The 21,918-nt window shown below is 64.5% G+C and carries 16 protein-coding genes; 7 read left to right on the forward strand and 9 right to left on the reverse strand.

Annotated elements, in window-relative coordinates:
* Positions 1–35: 35 nt before the first annotated feature.
* On the reverse strand, positions 36–302 hold the full coding sequence (locus LK03_RS16535; RefSeq protein WP_028694015.1) for a hypothetical protein: 267 nt from the start codon (positions 300–302) through the stop codon (positions 36–38).
* A gap of 327 nt (positions 303–629) precedes the next feature.
* Here LK03_RS16535 and LK03_RS16540 point away from each other — a divergent pair, with 327 nt between their 5' ends.
* The 6 genes from LK03_RS16540 to LK03_RS16565 all read left to right on the forward strand — a co-directional run bounded on the left by LK03_RS16540 (position 630) and on the right by LK03_RS16565 (position 11,553).
* Positions 630–1,955, forward strand: coding sequence for a sigma-54 dependent transcriptional regulator (locus LK03_RS16540; protein WP_038413476.1), 1,326 nt, complete (start codon positions 630–632; stop codon positions 1,953–1,955).
* Between the two features lie 49 nt (positions 1,956–2,004).
* A complete protein-coding gene (gene hisN / locus LK03_RS16545) occupies positions 2,005–2,796 on the forward strand; it encodes a histidinol-phosphatase (protein WP_038413477.1) in 792 nt (263 codons plus the stop codon).
* Between the two features lie 103 nt (positions 2,797–2,899).
* Complete coding sequence (locus LK03_RS16550; protein ID WP_038413478.1) at positions 2,900–3,631, forward strand: hypothetical protein; 732 nt, start codon at positions 2,900–2,902, stop codon at positions 3,629–3,631.
* Positions 3,632–3,837: 206 nt separating this feature from the next.
* The gene (locus tag LK03_RS16555) at positions 3,838–6,198 is read left to right on the forward strand and encodes a DNA polymerase II (RefSeq protein WP_038413479.1); all 2,361 of its coding nucleotides are present in this window, start codon (positions 3,838–3,840) and stop codon (positions 6,196–6,198) included.
* Positions 6,199–6,271: 73 nt separating this feature from the next.
* The gene (locus LK03_RS16560; protein WP_038413480.1) at positions 6,272–10,792 is read left to right on the forward strand and encodes an NEL-type E3 ubiquitin ligase domain-containing protein; all 4,521 of its coding nucleotides are present in this window, start codon (positions 6,272–6,274) and stop codon (positions 10,790–10,792) included.
* Between the two features lie 206 nt (positions 10,793–10,998).
* The gene (locus tag LK03_RS16565; RefSeq protein WP_038413482.1) at positions 10,999–11,553 is read left to right on the forward strand and encodes a DUF4174 domain-containing protein; all 555 of its coding nucleotides are present in this window, start codon (positions 10,999–11,001) and stop codon (positions 11,551–11,553) included.
* 35 nt (positions 11,554–11,588) lie between these two features.
* On the opposite strand, the gene LK03_RS16570 is transcribed toward LK03_RS16565, so the two are convergent.
* The 6 genes from LK03_RS16570 to LK03_RS16595 form a co-directional block, all read right to left on the reverse strand.
* Complete coding sequence (locus LK03_RS16570) at positions 11,589–12,605, reverse strand: ABC transporter permease (RefSeq protein ID WP_038413484.1); 1,017 nt, start codon at positions 12,603–12,605, stop codon at positions 11,589–11,591.
* Entirely contained in the window at positions 12,605–13,663 is a 1,059-nt protein-coding gene (locus LK03_RS16575; RefSeq protein ID WP_038413485.1) for a microcin C ABC transporter permease YejB, read from the reverse strand. Before LK03_RS16575 ends, LK03_RS16570 begins: the two co-directional genes overlap by 1 nt.
* The gene (locus LK03_RS16580; RefSeq protein ID WP_038414782.1) at positions 13,660–15,471 is read right to left on the reverse strand and encodes an extracellular solute-binding protein; all 1,812 of its coding nucleotides are present in this window, start codon (positions 15,469–15,471) and stop codon (positions 13,660–13,662) included. Before LK03_RS16580 ends, LK03_RS16575 begins: the two co-directional genes overlap by 4 nt.
* Positions 15,472–15,541: 70 nt before the next feature.
* Positions 15,542–15,823: a peptidylprolyl isomerase gene (locus tag LK03_RS16585; RefSeq protein WP_028694025.1), complete on the reverse strand. Its 282-nt coding sequence runs from the start codon at positions 15,821–15,823 to the stop codon at positions 15,542–15,544.
* Between the two features lie 106 nt (positions 15,824–15,929).
* Positions 15,930–17,015, reverse strand: a complete 1,086-nt coding sequence (locus LK03_RS16590; RefSeq protein WP_038413486.1) for a 3-deoxy-7-phosphoheptulonate synthase — start codon at positions 17,013–17,015, stop codon at positions 15,930–15,932.
* Positions 17,016–17,690: 675 nt separating this feature from the next.
* Entirely contained in the window at positions 17,691–18,356 is a 666-nt protein-coding gene (locus tag LK03_RS16595) for a response regulator transcription factor (RefSeq protein WP_028694027.1), read from the reverse strand.
* A 205-nt stretch (positions 18,357–18,561) separates the two neighbouring features.
* Here LK03_RS16595 and LK03_RS16600 point away from each other — a divergent pair, with 205 nt between their 5' ends.
* Complete coding sequence (locus tag LK03_RS16600; RefSeq protein WP_038413488.1) at positions 18,562–19,197, forward strand: response regulator; 636 nt, start codon at positions 18,562–18,564, stop codon at positions 19,195–19,197.
* Here LK03_RS16600 and LK03_RS16605 read toward each other — a convergent pair.
* A complete protein-coding gene (locus LK03_RS16605) occupies positions 19,194–19,850 on the reverse strand; it encodes a pentapeptide repeat-containing protein (RefSeq protein ID WP_038413489.1) in 657 nt (218 codons plus the stop codon). The genes LK03_RS16600 and LK03_RS16605 overlap by 4 nt on opposite strands.
* 83 nt (positions 19,851–19,933) lie before the next feature.
* Positions 19,934–21,793, reverse strand: a complete 1,860-nt coding sequence (gene exaA, locus LK03_RS16610; RefSeq protein ID WP_038413490.1) for a quinoprotein ethanol dehydrogenase — start codon at positions 21,791–21,793, stop codon at positions 19,934–19,936.
* Positions 21,794–21,918 lie beyond the last annotated feature (125 nt).

Consider the following 21,918-nt stretch of genomic DNA (forward strand, 5'->3'; position numbering starts at 1 on the left):
GGTATCAACCCGCCTCTGTTGCGTGACAAGAACGATCAGCGTGGCATGGACCACGGTTGCAGGTCGTAACCTTTTTCACTCAATTCGGCGCGCACCTCTTCGATCAGGCGGGCCCACTGGGTGAGGTTGGAGTAAGCGCGCGACGACACGTGCTTGCTGCCGATACGCGTGTTGGTCCGGTCGATCACCGCCAGGCTCAGCTCTCCAGTTCCATTTGGCGCATCCCAGGCTACACACTGGAAGGGCTCGAAAGCGTGGTCGGCGATCAGCAGTGCTTCGTTGACACGGAGCGGGGCGTTCATAGGTTGGTCTCTAAATTCCTGTACTGCGTAAATGTGTCCGCGCGGCATTGACAAGAGTGGACCACCGTGCGGGGTTACTTCTACTGATGCTCGTCGGCAGGAAAGAAGTCACAACTTTTCGCAACTTTTTTCAGTGTCATTTTCATGACAATTCCGACACCCCCTGGGACGTCACTTAGCCGTGAAAATTCCCTGTTCGGTCAGAACGTCGGGAATTTGGCAGACAAACGGTAGTGGGCGTTTGCAAGTTACTTGCTACTGTTGATTTTGGCGTCGCAACTAACTGTTTCCATTCGGAAAACCAGAATTTGACGCCAAGGAACGGACATGTCGGAACCTGCACCGTTGCGTCGCCTGCTGATCGTCGACCCTTGTGACGACTGCCACCGTTTATTGCCGGGCCTGCGCAGTGCAGGCTGGGACGTGCGCAGTTCGACCCTGGCTGCAGCCCTGGAGCATCCCTGCGATATCGGCGTGCTGCGCCTGCAGGCAGCGCATCTGCGCCACCCCGATGCGGTGAAGGATCTGATCAAGCGCAGCAACACCGAGTGGATCGCCGTGCTCAGCGCCGAGGAGCTGCGCACCCAGAACGTCGGCGATTTCGTCTGCGAATGGTTCTTCGATTTCCATACCTTGCCGTTCGATGTCTCGCGCGTACAGGTGACACTGGGTCGCGCCTTCGGCATGGCGCGCCTGCGCGGCAAAGGCGCGGCGCCTGTGGACTTGCCGGACCACGAGCTGCTCGGCGACAGCCGGCCGATCCGTGAGCTGCGCAAGCTGCTGGGCAAGTTGGCGCCCACCGAGTCGCCGGTGCTGATTCGCGGTGAAAGCGGTACTGGCAAGGAACTGGTAGCCAAGACCCTGCATCGCCAGTCACAACGCAGGGACAAACCCTTCGTGGCCATCAACTGTGGCGCGATTCCCGAGCATCTGATTCAGTCCGAGCTGTTCGGTCACGAGAAGGGCGCCTTTACCGGCGCGCACCAGCGCAAGGTCGGGCGCATCGAGGCGGCCCATGGCGGCACCTTGTTTCTCGACGAAATCGGTGACCTGCCACTGGAGCTGCAAGCCAACCTCTTGCGTTTTCTGCAAGAGAAGCACATCGAGCGCGTGGGTGGCAGCCAGCCTATCGCGGTCGATGTGCGAGTGCTGGCGGCCACCCACGTCGACCTGGAAAAGGCCATTGGCCTGGGTCGCTTTCGTGAAGACCTGTACTACCGGCTGAACGTCTTGCAGGTGGTCACCGCGCCGCTGCGCGAGCGGCATGGCGACCTGGCCATGTTGGCCAGTCACTTCGCCCACTTCTATAGCCTGGAGACCGGGCGCCGGCCGCGCTCGTTCAGCGATGGTGCGTTGGCAGCCATGGGTCGTCACGACTGGCCCGGCAATGTCCGCGAACTGGCCAATCGGGTGCGCCGCGGGCTGGTGCTGGCCGAGGGGCGGCAGATCGAGGCGCAGGATCTGGGCTTGCAGGAGGTCGAGCGTCAGGAACAACTGTTCGGCACGTTGGAAGACTACAAGCACCGCGCCGAGCGCCAGGCCCTGAGCGATGTGCTCAACCGCCACAGCGACAACCTGAGCCTTGCCGCCAAGGTGCTGGGCGTGTCGCGGCCGACCTTCTACCGGCTGCTGCACAAGCACCAGATCCGCTGAGCCTGGGGTATGATGCCAGCCCCTTTTCCTGCACCGAGGCCTAGCTTCCATGTCCCTCAACGCCGTCCAGATCAGCGAGTTCCGGGCCTTTGCCGACACCTTGGCAGATGCCGCCGCCGACGCCATCGCGCCGCACTTTCGCGCCGCGCTCACGGTTGAAGACAAGGGCGGGCGCCTGTACGACCCGGTGACTGTGGCCGACAAGGCGGCCGAACACGCCATGCGCGAGCTGATCCAGGAGCGCTACCCCGAGCACGGCATTCTCGGTGAAGAACACGGCGAGGCGCGCGGCAGCAGCCCGCTGACCTGGGTGCTCGATCCCATCGACGGCACCCGTGCATTCATCACCGGTCTGCCGCTGTGGGGCACGTTGATCGCGCTCAACGACGGCAAGCGCCCAGTGCTGGGCATGATGAACCAGCCCTATACCGGCGAGCGTTTCATCGGCACCGGCGACGCCGCCTGGCTTGGCGAGCGTCGCCTGCATACCCGTGCCTGCGCCGACCTGGGCGCGGCCACGCTGATGTGCACCACCCCCGACATGTTCGACACCCCGGCCCGCAAGGCGGCATTCGAGCGCGTGGCTGGCAAGGCGCGCCTGCTGCGTTATGGCGGCGATTGCTACGCCTACTGCATGCTGGCCAGCGGTTTCGTCGATGTGATCGTCGAGGCCAGCCTGCAGCCCTACGATGTGCAGGCGCTGATGCCGATCATCGAAGGCGCCGGTGGCGTCATCACTGCCTGGGACGGCGGCACCGCGCAACACGGCGGCTGCGTGGTGGCCTGTGGCGACCCTGCCTTGCACGCGCAGGTGCTCGAACTGTTACGCAGCGCACAGTAACGCGGCACGCAGCGTACGCCGCCGCACTTTTTCCGGTGCCGGGGCTCTATGTCTGGTCAGGTCGCACGCTTCCGGTGCGGCCGCCTGATCTCGACCGGTGCCGATGGTTGTTCGCAGACGTCTTCCCGCCCTGTACCTGCTGTGCGCAGGTGTTCTCACGTGCCTGAGCGGTTGTACCCAGCAGCAGGGCCGCGACATCGTCAACCAGATCGGTGACGGCAAGCCCAGCGAGTTGTTCCAGACCAGTGTCGACCGCATGGCGACCCTGGCCATGCGCGACAACCTGCAAAGCCTCTACCTGTTGATGAACAAGCTGTACCAGCGCAATCCGAACCAGTGGAAGCAGTCGGGCTATCTGGACGCTGCCACCGCCGAGCGGCAGATTCGCCTGGCCATCGAACAGCGCCAGCCGTTGGCGCAGTTGGGCAATCGCCGCGACCTCGCGGCCTTGAGCTATGCCCTTGATCCTGAGTTTCGCGGCGACCGGGTCGGCGCGTTCATCTATGCCATCGGCAGCATGCTGATCACTTCCCACGGCGGGCGCAGCGAGTTCTACATGACCGATGTGCTCGATCCGCTGTTCATCAACAACGCGGCGCGCAACATCGAGAAGGCCACCTGGATGCTCAGCCAGCGCCAGGACGCCAACGGAGTGCTGCTGCTGTTCTCCAACGAAATTTCCGAAGAGGGCAGCAACCTCAGCTTCGCCGTGGAGTTCGGCAAGATCGTCGCGCGCCTGGACCTGGTGGCGCAGATGCTCGACGAGCGTTATCGGCGCATCGGCCTGAACTACGCGCAGAGCCTGCTGCTGATGAACTTCCTGCCGGTGCAGTGAAGCGGCCCTTAGGCTCTGTCTGAAAAGTCCTGAGACGCCGGGGAGACAAGGCGAAAACAGCCGAGGAAGCGGAGTTTACTGGTTGTAAATGAGCATTCTGAGGCTGTTTTCAACGCAGGATCACCAAGTGTCAGGGCTTTTCAGACAGAGCCTGGCATTCGCGGGTAGACTGCGCACCTGTTCATCGATACAGCACGAGGCCACCGTTGGCAGTTTCCCTGGGTTTTCTTCTGACCCGGCATTGGTACGACAGCGCCGAAGGCACGGTGGTCGAGTTCTGGCTCGCCACCGAGCACGGGCCACGTTGCGTGCGTCTGGCGCCCCAGCCCTCGGTGGCGTTCATCGCCGAAGCCGACCGCGCTCATGCCCAGGTGCTGCTGCGCGACGAAGCCCAGGTCGAACTGCGCACGCTGCAGTTGCGCACCTTCGAGCAGCGCCCGGTGCTGGGGCTGTACTGCCGCAGCTACCGGCACCTGCTGGCCCTGGAAAAGCGCCTGCGCAGCGCCGGCATCGAGGTGTACGAGGCCGACATCAAGCCCCCCGAGCGCTACCTGATGGAGCGTTTCATCACTGCTGCGGTGTCATTCACCGGGCAAGCCGATGCCCACGGTGTGCTGTGCAACGCGCAGCTCAAGCCGGCCGAGGGCTATCGACCGAACTTGCGTCTGGCATCGCTGGACATCGAAACCACCGAGCGTGGCGAGCTGTACAGCATCGGCCTGCACGGCTGCGGACAACGCCAGGTGTATATGCTCGGCCCAGGCAATGGCGATGCTCGCACCGTGGACTTCGACCTGCAGTACTGCAACAGCCGCGGCGAGCTGATCGAATGTCTCAATGCCTGGCTGGTGCGCCACGACCCCGACGCGATCATCGGCTGGAACGTGGTGCAGTTCGACCTGCGCGTGTTGCACGTACAGGCGCAGAAGTACCAGGTGCCATTGTGCCTGGGCCGTGATGGCCAGCCCATGACCCTGCGTGAGCACGACAGCCGCAGTCATTTCTTCGCTGCCGCTGCGGGACGTCTGTTGATCGATGGCATCGAAGGGCTGCGCTCGGCGACCTGGAACTTCCCCTCGTTCAGCCTGGAGAACGTCGCCCGTACCCTGCTGGGCGAGGGCAAGGCGATTTCCACGCCGTACCAGCGCATGGGTGAAATCAACCGCCTGTTCGCCGAAGACAAGCCGGGTCTTGCGCGCTACAACCTCAAGGACTGCGAACTGGTCACGGGCATCTTTGCCCACACCCGCTTACTCGCTTTCCTGCTCGAGCGGGCCAGTGTGACCGGCCTGCCCGCCGACCGCAGCGGCGGCTCGGTCGCCGCCTTCAGCCATCTGTACATGCCATTCATGCACCGACTGGGCTTCGTGGCGCCCAACCGCGGCGGGCGTGCCGAACAAAGCAGCCCCGGCGGCTTCGTCATGGATTCTCGTCCAGGCCTGTATCACTCGGTACTGGTGCTCGATTACAAGAGCCTGTACCCCTCGATCATTCGCACCTTTCGCATCGATCCGGTGGGGCTGGTGGAGGGGTTGCGCGAACCGGACGATGAACACTCGGTTGAAGGCTTTCTCGGTGCCCGGTTTTCCCGCACCCAGCATTGCCTTCCGGCCATCGTCGAGCGCGTCTGGCAGGGCCGCGAGGCCGCCAAGCGGGAGGGCAACGCACCGCTGTCACAGGCGCTGAAGATCATCATGAACGCCTTTTATGGCGTGCTCGGGGCGAGCAGTTGCCGGTTTTTCGATACCCGTCTGGCGTCGTCGATCACCCTGCGTGGGCACCAGATCATGCGCCAGACCCGCGCGCTGATCGAGGCCCGCGGCTATGAGGTGATCTACGGCGACACCGACTCGACCTTCGTCTGGCTCAAACACCCGCACGGCCAGGAGCAGGCCGCCGCCATCGGCCAGACGCTGGTGGCCGAGGTCAATCAGTGGTGGCGTCAGCACCTGGCAGACACCTACCGCCTCGACAGTGCGCTGGAGTTGCAGTTCGAAACCCACTACCAGCGCTTTTTGATGCCGACCATCCGTGGCGCCGACGAGGGCAGCAAGAAACGCTACGCCGGGCTGGTGCAGCGTGCCGATGGGCGTGATGAGATGGTCTACAAGGGCCTTGAGTCGGTGCGCACCGATTGGTCGCCGCTGGCCCGCGAGTTCCAGCAGGCGCTGTACGCGCGCATCTTCCGCGACCAGCCGTATCGCGACTACGTGCGCGACTATGTCCAGCGCACCTTGGCAGGCGAACTCGATGAGCTGCTGGTCTACCGTAAGCGTCTGCGCCGGCCGTTGGCCGAGTACCAGCGCAATGTCCCGCCGCACGTACGCGCAGCGCGCCTGGCCGATGAGTTCCATGTCAGCCAGGGGCATGGTCGGCAGTACCACAACGGCGGCTGGATCAGCTACGTGATGACCGTGGCAGGCCCTGAGCCGATAGAACACCGGCAATCGCCTGTGGACTACGACCACTACCTGAGCCGGCAACTGCAGCCGATCGCCGATGCCATCCTGCCTTTCGTCAACGACAGCTTCGCTGCGCTGGTGGAGCGCCAGATACCGTTGTTCTGACCCTACATAAGCACCTCAGCCCCCGCCCGTGGAACCCGTACCTTGCCGGCCTTTTCGACCAAGAGGGTAGGGGATGAACGAGCAATCACAGGCAGTCCACCACGAGGCGGCCGCCTATCAGGACAGTTTGATTCATGATGCTTTACCGGCCTGGATACGTGCCGCCAGCATCGAACAGCTACAGCAGTTGCAGGATGCCAGCAGCCTGAGCCTGTACTGGCGCGAACGCTGTCAGCAATTGCTGGCGCCTTTGCAGGGGGTGGAGGCATTCTGTCGGCCTCTGCTGCAACAGGCGTTGCTCACGCGGTGGCCAGATCTGGACACCTCGGCATGGCTCTGGCGCCAGGGCGAGCGCGAACCGGTCATCACCTCGATGCCGATCGGCGTGCCCGTGACGGCTGCGGTGTACCGCACGATGCCGCTGCTGGAAGCGGCGCTGCGCAACTTCAGCGCCGAGCAGGCCGAGGCCGGTGGCATGCTGGCCGGTAACCGCTTGCAGGGCGCGGACGATGAGCCTGTGCCCGGGGCGCCGAGTCCGGCGCAATTTGCCCGCTTCTGCCGCAGCCTGGACCTGGGTGCGCAGTACCAGCAGCACCTGAGCAGTGTGCTCGAACCGCCAGGTGAGGCCGGCGAGCAGGCGCGTTCGGTGCTGGCCCGACATCACCGCTATGCGCTGTGGGTCGACGCCCAGCGCGCCTGGATCGACGGCGCGGTGGATGACGCCGAGCATCAGCTGCTGAGCCGTCTGTGCGGCCTGCATTGGCCGCTGAGTCTGCACGGCGATCCGGTCAAGGCCAGGCGCTTGAGCCTGTTGGGCTGTGCGCTGGAGCAGATCGTCGTGCTCGATGTGCGAGATGAAAGCTGGAGTCCGTTGGTGACCTCATCGCGTCGGGTCATCGTGTGGATTGCCGGCGACCCGCATACGCCGCTGCGCAGCTACCCCAGCCTGCGCCATTTCGCCAACGACCTCGGCCACCGCTTGCGCACCGCCGAGTACCAGCGCTTCTTCGCCCGCTTCGTGCGCAGACGCGACAGCCAACGCTTCTTTTCTGCAGTCATCAGCGGCTATGACGGTGTTTCGGACCTGGCCAACATCGCCCTGAGCGAGCATATGAGCGATTGGCCGACGCCATTGTTCGACAGCCTGGCCACGGCCCATATCGCCCAGATCAAGGATGACGCCGCGCTGCTGGCGACCCCGGTCGCTCAGCTCGATCAACGCCTGCAGCATGAACACGATCAGCGTCTGGCTGCCGAGGGCTGGGCGCTCCTGAACCTGGCCGGGCTGTTCGTGCCGGGCCTGGGCCTGGCGTTGCTGGCCATCACCGCCTGGCAAGTGCTCGATGAGGTGTACCTGGGCGTGCAGGCCTGGCGCGAAGGCGACACCAGCGAAGCCATGGATCATCTGTGTAACGTCGCCCTGGATGTCGCTTCGGCCGCTGCGGTCGCGGCGGGTGGTACGGCGCTGGCGCGAGTGTGGACGCGCTCGGCAGTGGTCGATGAGCTGTTGCCCCATACCCTGCAGGACGGGCGCATCCGCCTTGGCCAGCCCATGCTCGAAGACTTTCGCAGTGCGTTGCCTGCCGAGGCCGTGCGCGACGCTCAAGGGGTCTATCGCGTCGGCGATCAGCGGTGGATCCGCATCGACGGCCACGCCTATGAGGTGACCCCGGGCACTGACGAACAGCCCTGGACCTTGCGCAGTCGCAACGGCCTGGCGCCAGCCCTGCGCCACAACGGCGCGGGGGCGTGGCGGCTGTGGTTCGAGCAACCCGCGCAATGGCAGGACGCCCACTATCTGTTCCAGCGCCTGGCACTGACCGAGGTCAGCCTGAGCGACGAAGAGATCGACATCATCCTGCGCAGCACGCAGACCACCGCCGATGAACTGCGCGCCTTGCACGTGCATGATCGACCCGCTGGCGCGCTGCTGCGCGACAGCACCCAGCAGGTTGCGCTGGTGGCAAGGATTCGCCTTGCGGTTGCGCAGTTACGCCAGGGCAGCGCACTGATCGACTCCACCGTGCTCGCCCATGCGCGGCGCCTGTCCGGGGCCGCGGACCTGGCCGATCAAGCCTTGGCCGAGCGAATCTGGCTCGGCCGGCGCGAGCTCTTCGAGCAGCTCTACCGCGCTGTACAAGACACGCCATCGCCCCAAGCCGAGAGACTGCGCCGCGATTTTCCAGGCCTCAGCGTGGTCTGCGCCGAACAGATCGTCGCCGTTGCCAGTGCGGGGGACCGGGAGCGGCTGTTGGCCAGTGGGCGGGTGCCCTTGGCCATGGCTCAAATGGCTCGGCGCGATCTGGAGGCATCGAGAATGGCGCGCGCGCTGGCCGGACTGATGCTGGACACAGGGCAGAACCTCGACTTGGCGCGACTCTCGCTGTACGTCAGTACGCGCCTGCCAGGCGCCCCGAGCACGCTCACGTGGCGGTTGTTCAGTGGTACCCGGCAGGCACCCCTTGCACAATTCGGCGAGCCCCAATCGGCTGGGGCGAGCGCAAGCCTGCGCGGCTTCGACCTGCTGCACAGCCCGGCAGGCTTCGAGTTGTTCGACCAGCAGGGCAACGCCTTGAGCAGTGCCCCAGGAGAGCTGTTCGAGACACTGGCACTGGCCTACGATGACGCCGACCGCGCGGCACTCGGCGTCGGCGAGCCATTTGCCCATAACCTGCGAGTCCTCATCGCGCGCCAGAGCGGTCAGCAACCGGCACAGGTCGAGCATGCGCTGGGATTGCGCCAGCCGACCGGTTGGTTTCGCCTGCCCAGACGTCTGGCCGACGGGCGTATCGGCTACCCGCTCAGCGGGCGCGGCCTGGGCCGTGACATGCCGCAGGCGCTGCATACCCGAGTGCGCATGTTCTACCCACTGATGAGTGATGCCGAGATCGACCAGTGGGCGCAGCAGTTGCGCGCCAATGGCGAGCGGATCGAGCGTGTTCTGAATAGGCTGGGGACTGAGATGCAGCAGCTGGAAAGCACCCTGCGCCGTTGGGTGACCTCAGGCAGCGGTCTGCTGGCACGGATCGATCGCAGCCGCTTCTGCGATCACCTGCTCAGCGCCTGGCGGCGCATGACGCCACGGCTGTCCAGTGGTGCCGATCTAGGTGGCGGCTATCGTCTGAGGCTGTACGGGACACACTTGCCGAGCTTGCCCAACTTGCCCGAAAGCGTCAGTTTCGCCCATGTCGATGTGCTGTCTCTGCGAGATGTAGGCCTGACTGAGTTTCCTCCACAGTTCCTGCGCAGTTTCTCTGGGCTGCGCACGCTGGAACTCAGCGGCAACGCCCTGACGCGCCTGCCCTTGGGCATCGAGCGCTTGAGCCGTTTACGTGACCTGGCGTTGGAGAACAACCTGATTGCCCTGGATGCCGAGCAAGTCGGACATCTGGCCGCCTGCGAGCAATTGCGCACGCTCAATCTGGCGGGTAATCCGCTGGCGCGTGCGCCCTCGTTGGCGCGCATGTCGCATCTGCGCACGCTCAACCTGCGCAACACCCAGTTGCCCAGCCTGCCCGACGGATTGCTGGATCATGGTGAATTGCTCATTGCCGACGTGCGTGGCAACGCGATTCGCACACTGCCCGAGCGCTTCTTCAGAGCTCCACGATGGCTGAGCAGTGTGGTGTTGCTGGACGACAATCCATTGGACGGGCCTACCGCACAGAATCTGCAACTACTGTTCGGTCCGCTCGAAGAATCGCCCGGTGTCGCCACCGACCTGGCGTTGAGCGCGCCGTGGCTGGATACGGTAGAGCCCACGCTGCGCGATGCACGCGCCGCCACCTGGGATGCCGTTGCGCAACGTACTGGCGCTGCAGCGCTATTCGAGCTGCTTCGCCGCTTGCAGCAAAGCGCTGACTTTTTTGATAACCCTGTCGCGTTCAGCCAGCGGGTGTGGGTTGTACTCGAGGCGATCGAACAGTATCCGCAGTTGGGCGAAGAGCTGTTCAATCTGGCCCAGTTGCCGGTGACCTGCCAGGACAGCGCAGCGCTGTCATTCAGCGGGTTGGAGCTGCATCTGCTGGTCTGGAAGGCGCGTCTGTCGGCCACCTCCGGCGGGCGCTCTGAGGAAGCCGCGTTACTGCAGCTGGGTCGTCAGTTATGGCGCCTGGATGAGGTCGAGCGCATCGCCCTGGCTGACATCGAGGCGCGTCGCGCCGACGGCGCCGACCCTGATCAGATCGAAGTGGCCCTGGCATACCGCGTAGGCCTGCGTGAGGTGCTGGACCTGCCAGCGCAGCCGCAGGACATGCTGTTCGCCGGGGTGTCGGGGGTTGACCAGGCCCGCCTGGAACAGGCGCGCGACCAGGTGCTGGCGGCAGAAACGCCGCAGGCGCTAGCAGCCTCGTTGGTGCAACGCGAGTTCTGGCAGACCTGGCTGGAACAACGCTTCCCCGAGCGTCTGCAGACACTCGACGAGCCTTTCCAGGCGCGCCTTGAGGCATTAGTGGCGGATGCCGAGGGCGGGGCTGCTGCGGAAGGTGCCTACCTCGAGCAGATGAACAGCGTGCGCGACGAACGCCAGGCGGCCCGTCACGCGTTGATGCTAACCCTGACCGAGCAACTGCTGCCCGCCCACCTGGCGCGCTGACGATTCAGTCATGGCCCAAGGTTTTGGTCGGCGCAGACCTTGGGCTATGCTGTCGCCTGATGCGGAAAATTCCTAGATTGCTGTAGGTTACATCTGAAATCGAAAGTTACCGTTAAGCTGACCCGCCCAGGCGGCGGGTAGTTTAGGCTCGCCGCGCCAGGCCTGTTTCCGGGTCTGGCGTTACGAGAATCAACAAGGAGATGCCCATGCTCGTCAGGTCCCTGACCCTCGCCACCTTGCTCTGCGTTGCCTGCCCAACGTTCGCCGCCGACAGCGACGCACCGCTGGCCCGTGAACAGGGCAAGGCGCGACCGTTGGTGGTCATCGCGCCCAGTTCAGCCGACCCGACCCTGCGCGGCCTGAACGAGGCCCTCAAAGACCCCGCCACCGGTGCTGCATTCAAAGAGCGTGGCATCGTGCTCTACAGCGTTGCCAACATGATGGGCATGCGTGAGGACAAGAACCTCGAACAACAGGCGACCATGGCGCTGATCCGCGAGCTCAAGCTCGGCGCCAGCAAAGGCACCAAGGTGATTCTGATCGGCCGCGACGGTGAGCGTCATGTACTCAAGGATGACGACAACAGCACGCCGCTCGACCCACAGGCCGTACTGACCGCGGTAGACGAGCTGCCCGCCAGCGAGAAGGCCGTGACCGCCCCGGAGCCGACTCCGACAGTGCCGGCCAAGGCCGCCGCAAAAGACAGCAAGCCGAGCAAGCCGGCCAAACCGGCTGCACCGCCCAAGCCGCTGGAAGACTGAATCTGCACGCCCCCCTCTGGCCGTGGGCGTGCGCTTCAGCGTCGCGGGTCGAAGGCCTCGCGCAGGGCTTCACCGATGAACACCAGCAGCGCCAGCAGCAGGGCCAGCACGAAGAACGCGGTGAAACCCAGCCAGGGCGCTTCAAGGTGCTGCTTGCCCTGAGTCACCAGCTCGCCTAGTGAAGCGCTGCCGGCCGGCATGCCGAAGCCGAGAAAATCCAGTGCGGTGAGGGTGGTGATGGCGCCGGTGAGAATGAACGGGATGAATGTCAGCGTGGCACTCATCGCATTGGGCAGGATGTGTCGCAGCATCACCTGGGTGTCGCCAAGCCCCAGCGCCCGCGCCGCCTGCACGTACTCCAGGTTGCGCCCACGGAGAAACTCGGCGCGCACCACATCGACCAGGCCCAGCCAGGAAAACAGCGCCATGATCCCCAGCAGCCACCAGAAGTTCGGCTCCACGAAGCCGCTGAGGATGATCAGCAGATACAGCACCGGCAGACCTGACCACACCTCCAGCACACGCTGACCGAGCAGATCGACCCAGCCGCCGTGGTAGCCCTGCAGCGCGCCGGCCAGCACCCCAATCACCACGCTGACGGCCGTCAGCGCCAGGGCGAACAGCAGTGAAACCCGTGTTCCATACAGCACCCGCGCCAGCACATCGCGGCCTTGATCGTCGGTGCCCAGCCAGTTGCTCGTGCTCGGCGGGCTGGGGCTGGGCACCTGCAGGTCGTAGTTGGGCGTGTCGGCGCTGAACGGGATGGGCGCGAACAGCATCCAGCCGCCCTGGCGCTCGATCAGCTGACGTACGTACTGGCTACGGTAGTCGGGCTGGAACGGCAACTCACCGCCGAACTGCTGTTCGCTGTAGCGCTTGAACGCCGGCACGTACAGCTGGCCCTGGTAGCTGAGCAGCAGCGGCTTGTCGTTGGCGATCAGCTCGGCGCCCAGGCTCAGGCCGAACAGCGCAGCGAACAGCCATAGCGCCACCCATCCGCGACGGTTGCGGCGAAAGCGTTGCAGGCGGCGGCGTGACAGCGCTGACAGCATCAGTGTCCCCTGGCGGCGAAGTCGATACGTGGGTCCAGCACGGTGTAGGCGACATCACCGATCAGGCGAATCAGCAAGCCGGCCAGGGTGAAAATGAACAAGGTGCCGAACACCACCGGGTAGTCGCGCGACACGGCGGCATCGAAGCTCAGCCGTCCGAGCCCGTCGAGGGAGAAGATCACCTCGATCAGCAATGAGCCGGCGAAGAACACCGTGACCAGCGCCTGTGGCAAGCCGGCCACCACCACCAGCATGGCGTTGCGCAGCACATGGCCGTACAGTACGCGGCGCTCGCTGAGGCCCTTGGCCCGTGCCGTGACCACATACTGGCGGGCGATTTCATCGAGCAAGGCGTTCTTGGTCAGCAGCGTCAAGGTAGCGAAGCCGCCGATCACCAGTGCGCCCACCGGCAGCACTAGGTGCCAGAAATAATCGGCCACCTTGCCCAGCAGGCTGAGCTGGTCGAAATCTTCCGAAACCAGCCCGCGCACCGGAAACCAGTTCAGCGAGGTGCCCCCTGCGAACAGCACGATCAGCATCAGGGCGAACAGGAACGAGGGCAGGGCGTAGCCGATGATGATCAGCAGGCTGCTCCAGCTGTCGAAGCGACTGCCGTGGCGCACCGCCTTGGCGATGCCCAGCGGAATCGACACCAGGTAGGTGATCAGCGTCGCCCAGAAACCGAGCGACAGGGTCACCGGCAGCTTCTCGAGGATCAGGTCGGTGACCTTGGCACCGCGAAAGAAGCTCTGGCCGAAATCCAGGCGGGCATAACTGCCAAGCATCAGCCACAGGCGCTCGGAGGCGCTCTTGTCGAAGCCGTACTGGCGTTTGATGTCCTCCAGCAGTTTTGGATCGAGACCGCGGCTGGCGCGCGACTCGCCACGCAGCACATCGGCACTGGCGCCTGCCGCGCCGCCGCCGACCCCTTGCAGACGGGCCACGGCCTGTTCCACTGGACCGCCCGGTGCGGCCTGGACGATGACGAAATTGAGTAGCAGGATCGCCAGCAGCGTGGGAACGATCAGCAGCAGGCGGCGCAGGATGTAGCCGATCATGGCTTCACCTTGCGCCGCTCGGCCATCTGCGTGTCGGTTAAAGGCGTGGGACTGATCTCCCACCAAGTGTCCAGGCCTTCATCGTACAGCGGCGCCACCGTGGGTTGGCCGAAGCGGTTCCACCACAGCGTCGAGCTGCCCGGGGGGTAGTAGTTCGGCACCCAGTAGTAGTTCCATTGCAGCACCCGGTCGAGCGCGTGGGCGTAGCGGCGCATTGCGGTCTGACTGCTGGCGCCGACCAGGCCGTCGATCAACTGATCGACAGCCGGGTCGCGCAGCACCATGAAGTTGTTCGAACCCGGGTCGCGTGCAGCGGCCGAGCCGAAGTAGCTGTACAGCTCGGCACCCGGCGACAGGCTGGCCGGGTAACCGGTGACGATCATGTCGTAGTCACGCGCCATCAGTCGGTTGACGTACTGCGCCGAATCGACATTGCGGATGGTCATCTGCACGCCGATCTGCGCTAGGTTGCGCTTCCACGGCAGCAGCAGCCGCTCCAGCCCGGGCTGGCCATTGAGGAAGGTAAAACTCAGCGGCTCGCCGGCGGCGTTCACCAACTGGTCGCCGGACACCCGCCAGCCAGCGCTTTGCAGCAGCGCCAGGGCCTTGAGCTGCTGCGGGCGAATCAGCCCGCTACCGTCAGTGACCGGGGCGCTGAACACCTGGTCGAAGACCTCACTGGGCACTCGCCCGCGCAGCCCTTCGAGCAGCGTCAGCTCCTGGGGATCGGGCAGCTCGCGTGCTGCCAACGGCGTGTTGGAGAAAAAGCTCTGCTGGCGAATGTACAGCTGGCGCATCATCTGCCGGTTGCTCCACTGGAAATCCCACAGCAGCGCCAGTGCCTGGCGGGTGCGACGGTCATGGAATACCGCGCGGTCGAGGTTGAACACATAGCCTTGGGCGTCCTGCGGTTTGTGCATGCCCAGATGCGCCCGCTGCAGACGCCCGTCGCTGAGCTGCGCACCGGTGTAGCCCAAGGTGTAGGCAGTGGCCGAGAACTCGCGGTTGTAGTCGTAACCCCCGCCCTTGAGCACCTGGCGGGCGACTTCGGTGTCGGAAAAGTACTCCACGCGCAGGCGATCGAAGTTGTAGCGCCCGCGATTGACCGGCAGGTCTTTGGCCCACCAGTGGTCATTGCGAACGAAGGTGATGCTGCGGCCGTTGTCGATCTTGCCGATGCGGTACGGGCCACTGCCCACCGGTTGGCTGAACCCTGCACCGCTGGCGAAATCGCGATCTTGCCAGTCGTGCTCAGGCAGCACCGGCAGGCTGGCCAGGTCCAGCGGCAAGGTGCGGCCATGGGGCTGGCGCAGGTCGAAGCGCACCCGGCGCGGGCCTTCGACGCTGACCCCGGTCACGTCGGCGAACTGCACGCGGTAGCTGAGGCTGCCTTGGCTCATCAGGGTATCGAAGCTGAAGCGCACATCCTCGGCACGCACCGGTTGGCCATCGGCGAAGGTCGCTCGGGGGTCGATGTCGAAGCGTATCCATGCGTCATCAGGACCACGCTCGATGCGCCGGGCGATCAGTCCGTAGACGGTGTACGGCTCATCCTGCGAGCGGGTGGCTAGGGGCGCATACAGCCAGCCGTCGACCGCCCGGACGCCGGTGCCTTTGTCGATATAGGGAAGAATATGGTCGAACTGGCCAAGATCGATGGCCGAACGGCGCAGGCTGCCGCCTTTGGGCGCATCCGGGTTGACGTAGTCGAAATGGCTGAAATCTTCGGGGTAACGCGGCGCCTCGCCGTAGACGGTGAGGGCGTGGCTGCCGGCAGCGTGGGCCGCTGTGGCAGTGAAACCGAGCAGGCAGGCTGCAAGAAGAGCCTTGCAGCGCTGCCAGGCCGACCCCAGCGCGGGACGAGGGGCCAACTCAGGTTCAGTCCTGACGGCTGGTGACTTCCAGCAGGTGGTAGCCGAACTGGGTCTTCACCGGACCTTGCACGGTGTTGACCGGCGCGCTGAACACCACGGTGTCGAACTCTTTGACCATCTGGCCTGGACCGAACGAGCCCAGGTCACCGCCTTGGCGGCTGGAAGGGCAGCTGGAATTGGCTTTGGCGACTTCACCGAAGTCGGCGCCGGCTTCGATCTGCGCCTTCAGCTCGTTGCACTTCTCTTCGCTGCTGACCAGGATGTGGCGGGCGGTGGCTTTAGCCATGGGAACTACTCCTTTTGAGAAACGCCAAGCCTACCTCATGCTTGAAGCTGCAAGCCACAAGCTTTGAGCTTCAAGCGGGTTTCGTCGGCTACGCAGGTTGTGGCTTTTATCTTGCAGCTCGAAGCTTGCAGCCCGCAGCTCGCAGCAGTTGTTCGGTGGCGCTCCAGCCCAGGCAGCCGTCGGTGATCGATACGCCGTACTGCAGCGGTGCCTTGCCAAGGCTCTGGCAGCCATCGAACAGGTGGCCTTCGAGCATCATGCCGACCACCGAGCGGTCGCCGTCCAGGCGCTGCTGCAGCACGTCGTTGAACACTGCCGGTTGCCGGGCCGGGTCCTTGCCACTGTTGGCGTGGCTGCAGTCGACCACCAGCTGCGCGGCCAGGCCCGCCTGGCTCAGGCCCTGGCGCGCCTGGGCCAGGTGCGCTGCGCTGTAGTTCGGGCCGCTGTGGCCGCCGCGCAGGACCAGGTGGGTGTCAGGGTTGCCAAGGGTTTCCACGATCGCCGGATGGCCCTGGGCATCGACGCCGAAATGCCGGTGGCGGTGAGCGGCGCTGCGCATGGCGTCGCAGGCGATGGCCACGCCACCATCGGTGCCGTTCTTGAAGCCCACCGGCAAGCCCAGGCCGCTGACCAGTTCACGGTGAATCTGCGATTCGGTGGTGCGCGCGCCAATCGCGGCCCAGCTCAGCAGGTCATCGAAGTAGCCGGCCGCCAGCGGTTGCAGCAGCTCGGTAGCAATCGGCAGGCCGCGCTCGAGCAGGCCCAGCATCAGCTCGCGGCACAGCGTGAGACCTGCGTGCATGTCGTCGCTGCCATCGAGGTGCGGATCGTACGCCAGGCCCTTCCAGCCCACCGTGGTGCGCGGTTTTTCGACGTAGGCGCGCATCACCAGCAGCACGCTATCCTCCACCTCGGCGGCCAGGGCTTGCAGACGGTCGGCGTATTCCAGGGCCGCATGCGGGTCGTGCAGCGAGCAGGGGCCGACGATCACCAGCAGGCGCGGGTCGTGGCCATCGAGAATGGCGCGCACCTGCTCGCGGTGCTGGCTGACTTGCGCGGCGAGGTCACTGCGCAAGGGCAGTTGCTGTTTGAGCTGGTGGGCACTGGGCAGACGCCGGCTGAGGGCGCTGTTGGCCGCCTGGGGATGTGGCTGGGCGGTGTTCAGGGGCAGGGCGAGGGTGGCGCTGGGCATGGCAATGATTCCTTGGGCGGACGCTGCGCTGTGATGCGCAGCGCCGGCCCTAGCGTAGTGTTCGACAGGTTGAGCGTGTGGGCGAAACGGTGCCACCGTGGCGGATCCGGTCGGAGGCGGCAGACTGGCCCGAACGGGACTGGCTAAATCGCCAGGTAGCGGGGCTGGCGCGGTAATAGGTGGCGTAGTTCATGTCGGTAACCTCGAAAACGTGTGTGGAAATTCAAAAGCCTGAAAACGCAAAACCCCCGGTCGGGGGGCCGACCGGGGGTTTGAGTATTCTCGTGTTCGGCGGCCCCTCGAAAGTGGACGCCGCGATGGGTATCAGCGGCGCCTAATGGCTAAACCAATACCCGAAGTAATCGCTGGAGACCGACACGCAGCCGGCTGCCATCGCGCGTTGGACGCGGCGCTGGGCAAGGCTGAGAGAGTGGCGGTGAGTGTGCATGCTGCGCTCCAGTGAATGGTCCCGAGCTTACTGCACCCGTTGCAAACGATTCAATGGCCGAGACGAAGTTTTTTCCTACATGGGTTAGGCTCTGTACGAAAAGTTCTGAGACGCCGGTGAGACAAGGCGAAAACAGCCGAGGAGGCGGAGTTTACTGGTTGTAAATGAGCACTCCGAGGCTGTTTTCAACGCAGGATCACCAAGTATCAGGGCTTTTCGTACAGAGCCTAGCGACGCAGGTAGGCACTGAAGTCGATATCGCCTGCGCTGAGAATCGCCTGGACCCGATTGTGCACATTGAGTTTGCGCAAAATCGCCGAAACATGGGCCTTGACCGTGGTCTCTGCGATGTCCAGATGGTAGGCGATCTGTTTGTTCGATTCGCCCTTGGTCATGCGCTCGAGCACCAGCAACTGCTTGCGCGTCAGCGCTTGCAGCAGCTCCGGGGCGAAGCTTGGGTGTTCAGGGCTTTGCCGACGCTGGCCGGGTCGCTGGGTGCGGATGATGTCCGGGGGCAGGTAGACATTGCCGTTGAGGATCTGCTCGATGGCCGCCGTCATCTGCGTGCGTGGCGACGATTTGGTGATGAAGCCGACCGCGCCATAGGTGATGGCTTGCAGCACCACTTGCTTGTCCTGCTCAGCAGAGACGATCACCACTGGAATGGTCGGCGCCTCGTTGCGCAGGTTCATCAGCCCGCCCAGGCCGTGCATGCCGGGCATGTTCAGGTCGAGCAGAATCAGGTCGAGGTCGTCGTGGTCCTGGGTCAGCTCCAGGGCGCTGTCGAGGTCGGCCGATTCCATCACTTCGCTACCGGGAAAGCCGTCGGCAATGACGTTGTGAATGGCCTCGCGAAACAGCGGGTGGTCGTCGGCAATGAGAATTTTGTACATGGCTGTGCACCTTATTGTTGTTCGAGTGTGCTGGCGCGCAAGGTCGAAGGCTGAGTAGATCCCGCCTGGTGTTATGAGCCTATTAGGAGCTGTGGGCAATGCTTTTGTGAATGCGACCATCGACACCGCAACCGGCACCAAAGTAGTAGAAGAGCGCCCACGGCGCAGGCCTAGCATGAGGGGCCGAAGGAACCGGAGCCGCGCCATGAGCATTCTGCTGGTCGATGATCACCCGCTGTTGCGCCTGGGCCTTGCTGCGGCCCTCGGCCAGGCCCTGCCAGACATGCCGCTGCTGCACGCAGGCAGCGGCGAAGCGGCGCTGAGCGAGGCGCAGTTGCAGGTGCCGGCGCTGGTGATCATGGACTTCGACCTGCCCGGCATCAGCGGCCTGGAAACCACCCGGCGCCTGCGTCAGCGCCTGCCGCAGTTGCGCGTGCTGTTTCTCAGTGAGCATTGCGAGCTGAACGTGGTGCGCCAGGCCCTGGCGGCGGGGGCCTGTGGTTTTCTGTCGAAACAGGTGGCGCCGGCGGTGCTGATCGATGCGGTACGGCGCATCCTCGGCGGGCATGCCTACATCGAACAATCGCTGGCCAGTGCCCTGGTCTGCCAGGCCCCCAGTGCGGGCGAGCGCCGTTTACAGGCGCTGACCCCGCGGGAAACGGAAATCCTTGTGATGCTGGCCAAGGGCACCGCAGTACGGGTGATCGCCGAACGCCTGTGCATCAGCAGCAAGACCGTGTCCAACCAGCTGACCTTGCTCAAGAGCAAGTTGCAGGTCAGCGGCCAGGCCGAGCTGGTGCACCTGGCCATTGCCGCTGGCCTGCTGCGCCCGGCGGCCTAATTCCAACTGCTCGGGCAGCCTTGGCAACCTTCCATGTTGCTGTCCTGGAAGTTGGCATAGTGCTGACGGCTTCCGCGCAGATCAGCACGCTCGAGGTTGCTTTCGCCGAACTTGGCCTCTTGCAGATTGGCATCTCTGAGGATGGCGCCGGTCAGGTCGGCCTTGCTCAGCCAGGCCATTTCCAGGTCCGCCGCGGTGAATGTCGCGCCCTGAAACTTGGCGCCCGACAGCCTGGCAAATTCCAGATAGGCGCCAGACAAATCGGCGTCGGCGAAGTTGGCGCCCTGGGCGAACAGGCCCCAGCCTTGGGCGGCGAGCAAGGTCGCGCCTTGCAGTTGCGCCAGGCGCAGGTTGCTTTGTTGCAGGCTGGCGCGGGTCAGGTTGGCGCCGCGCAAGTCGGCGTTTTCCAAATTGGCGAGGTCGAGGCGGGCGTGGCGCAGGTTGGCCTGGCGCAGATCCGCGCCTGAGAGATCGATCTTGCGCAAGTCCTGGTTGCTCAGGTCGGCGCCGCGCAGCTTGGCATTGGCGCAGTGGCTTTCCGGGGCGAGCAGGCAACCGTTCACGGTCAGTGGCGCGTCGTCGTTTTGCTCGGCGTTCTCGGTGGCGAAGGCGGGGCTGATCAGCAGTGCCAGAGCCAGGGGAAAGTAGTTCATGGTGGCTCCCGAAACAGGGCGTGGTTCAGACCGCACCTGCGTACGCCGCCAGGGCAGGCCGGCGCACGCAGGTGCGACAGGACTCAGCGTTGCGCGGTCTTGGTGTCCCAGGCCGGGATCTTGAACACCCAGAACGAGCCGCCCTGGGCCACCGGCTTGGTCAGCTCGGCCATGTCGCCGCCCCACAGCGGTACCGCGCCGCCGTAGCCGACGGTGACGCCGATGTACTGCTCGCCGTCCTGATCCCAGGTGATCGGCGGCGAGACGATGCCGCTGCCGGTCTGGAATTTCCACAGCTCCTCGCCGGTCTTGGCGTTGAAGGCCTTGAAGAAGCCATCACCGGTGCCGGTGAACACCAGGTTGCCCTTGGTCGCCAGCACCCCGGCCCACAGCGGCAGGCGCTCCTTGTGTTCCCAGACCATCTTGCCGGTGGTCGGGTCCATCGCCCGCAGCGAACCGACGTGGTCTTCATACATGCGCTTGATGCGAAAACCCATGCCCAGGTAGGCCGAGCCTTTCTTGTAGTTGACCTCTTCGGTCCAGTATTCCTCTTTCCACTGGTTGGACGGCACGTAGAACAGGCCAGTGTCCTGGCTGTAGGCCATGGGGTTCCAGTTCTTGCCGCCGAGGAAGGGCGGCGAGACTTCCACCGGCTTGCCTTTGCTCTGCCCCGGTTCAGGCTTGGCCGGGCGTTGGCCTGGGTTTTCCACCGGGCGGCCGGTCTTGAGGTCGATATGGCTGGCCCAGGTGATGTTGTCGGCGAACGGGAAGGCGTTCTGCAGCTTGCCGTTGCTGCGGTCGACCACATAGAAGAAACCGTTGCGGTCGGCGTGGGCGGTGGCCTTGACCTGTTTGCCGTCCTTGTCCTTGTAGTCGAACAGCACCAGTTCGTTGTTGCCGGAGAAGTCCCAGGCATCGTTGGGGGTGTGCTGGTAGAACCACTTCACCTCACCCGTGCTTGGGTCGACGCCGACCTGGCCGGAGGTGTACAGGCTGTCGAAGTCGTGGGGGTTGCCGTCCTTGGAGGTGCGCGCCCAGGTGTTCCATGGCCCAGGGTTGCCGGCACCGACGATGATGGTGTTGGTTTCGGCATCGAAGCTTGCGCTCTGCCAGGGTGCGCCGCCGCCATGGCTCCAGGCCTCGACCTTGCCGGTCGGGCTACTCGGATCGTCCGGCCAGGACGGCGCCTTGACATCGCCCGTGGGGGTGCTGTCCTTGCCGTTGAGGCGGCCCATGTGGCCTTCGACGAAGGGCCGCATCCACACCTCTTCACCGGTGTCCGGATCGCGTGCATACAGCTGGCCGACCACGCCGAACTCGTCGCCGGAGCTGCCGTGAATCAGCAGCACCTTGCCGGTTTTCTGGTCTTTGACCAGGGTCGGCGCGCCGGTCATGGTGTAGCCGGCGCTGTGATCGCCGAACTTCTTGTTCCACACCACCTTGCCGGTGTCCTTGTTCAGCGCCACGACGCGCGCATCGAGGGTGCCGAAGAAGATCTTGTCACCGTAGATGGCCGCGCCGCGGTTGACCACGTCGCAGCACGGGCGAATGTTGTCCGGCAGGCGGTGGTTGTAGGTCCACAGGCGCTTGCCGGTCTTGGCGTCGAGGGCGAACACCCGCGAGTAGGAGCCGGTGACGTAGATCACCCCGTCGTTGATGATGGCCTGGGATTCCTGGCCGCGCTGCTTCTCGTCGCCGAAGGAAAACGACCAGGCCGGGGTCAGCTTGAACACGTTCTGGTCGTTGACCTGGGTCAGCGGGCTCCAGCGCTGGGCGTTGGTGCCCATGCCGTACTGCAGCACGTTCTGCGTGGTGTTGTGATCATCGGCGATGTCTTCCCAGGTCACCGGTTTTGCCTGGGCGGCGGCGCCGAAGGTCAGGCCAGCCAAGAGCAGGGCAGTGGCCAGTGGCGAGAGCAGGGTGGGTAACGTCGTTGTTGTCATGGTTGTTGTTCCCAGTGGTGTTGTGCCGCCATAGCCTGAAACGCACGGCGCTGCCGAGATACGGAAAATTTCCCGATTGTTGCGGGAGTTTTTCCCGGCTCGGACATGATTTGGCACTGCCTCGA

Source organism: Pseudomonas cremoricolorata (assembly GCF_000759535.1).
In the GTDB taxonomy this organism is placed as follows: domain Bacteria; phylum Pseudomonadota; class Gammaproteobacteria; order Pseudomonadales; family Pseudomonadaceae; genus Aquipseudomonas; species Aquipseudomonas cremoricolorata_A.

Coding starts and splice junctions, on each gene's coding strand:
- LK03_RS16535 (WP_028694015.1), bottom strand. CDS start 302: ATGAACGCCCCGCTCCGTGTCAACGAAGCACTGCTGATCGCCGACCAC.
- LK03_RS16540 (WP_038413476.1), top strand. CDS start 630: ATGTCGGAACCTGCACCGTTGCGTCGCCTGCTGATCGTCGACCCTTGT.
- hisN (WP_038413477.1), top strand. CDS start 2,005: ATGTCCCTCAACGCCGTCCAGATCAGCGAGTTCCGGGCCTTTGCCGAC.
- LK03_RS16550 (WP_038413478.1), top strand. CDS start 2,900: ATGGTTGTTCGCAGACGTCTTCCCGCCCTGTACCTGCTGTGCGCAGGT.
- LK03_RS16560 (WP_038413480.1), top strand. CDS start 6,272: ATGAACGAGCAATCACAGGCAGTCCACCACGAGGCGGCCGCCTATCAG.
- LK03_RS16565 (WP_038413482.1), top strand. CDS start 10,999: ATGCTCGTCAGGTCCCTGACCCTCGCCACCTTGCTCTGCGTTGCCTGC.
- LK03_RS16570 (WP_038413484.1), bottom strand. CDS start 12,605: ATGCTGTCAGCGCTGTCACGCCGCCGCCTGCAACGCTTTCGCCGCAAC.
- LK03_RS16575 (WP_038413485.1), bottom strand. CDS start 13,663: ATGATCGGCTACATCCTGCGCCGCCTGCTGCTGATCGTTCCCACGCTG.
- LK03_RS16585 (WP_028694025.1), bottom strand. CDS start 15,823: ATGGCTAAAGCCACCGCCCGCCACATCCTGGTCAGCAGCGAAGAGAAG.
- LK03_RS16590 (WP_038413486.1), bottom strand. CDS start 17,015: ATGCCCAGCGCCACCCTCGCCCTGCCCCTGAACACCGCCCAGCCACAT.
- LK03_RS16595 (WP_028694027.1), bottom strand. CDS start 18,356: ATGTACAAAATTCTCATTGCCGACGACCACCCGCTGTTTCGCGAGGCC.
- LK03_RS16600 (WP_038413488.1), top strand. CDS start 18,562: ATGAGCATTCTGCTGGTCGATGATCACCCGCTGTTGCGCCTGGGCCTT.
- LK03_RS16605 (WP_038413489.1), bottom strand. CDS start 19,850: ATGAACTACTTTCCCCTGGCTCTGGCACTGCTGATCAGCCCCGCCTTC.
- exaA (WP_038413490.1), bottom strand. CDS start 21,793: ATGACAACAACGACGTTACCCACCCTGCTCTCGCCACTGGCCACTGCC.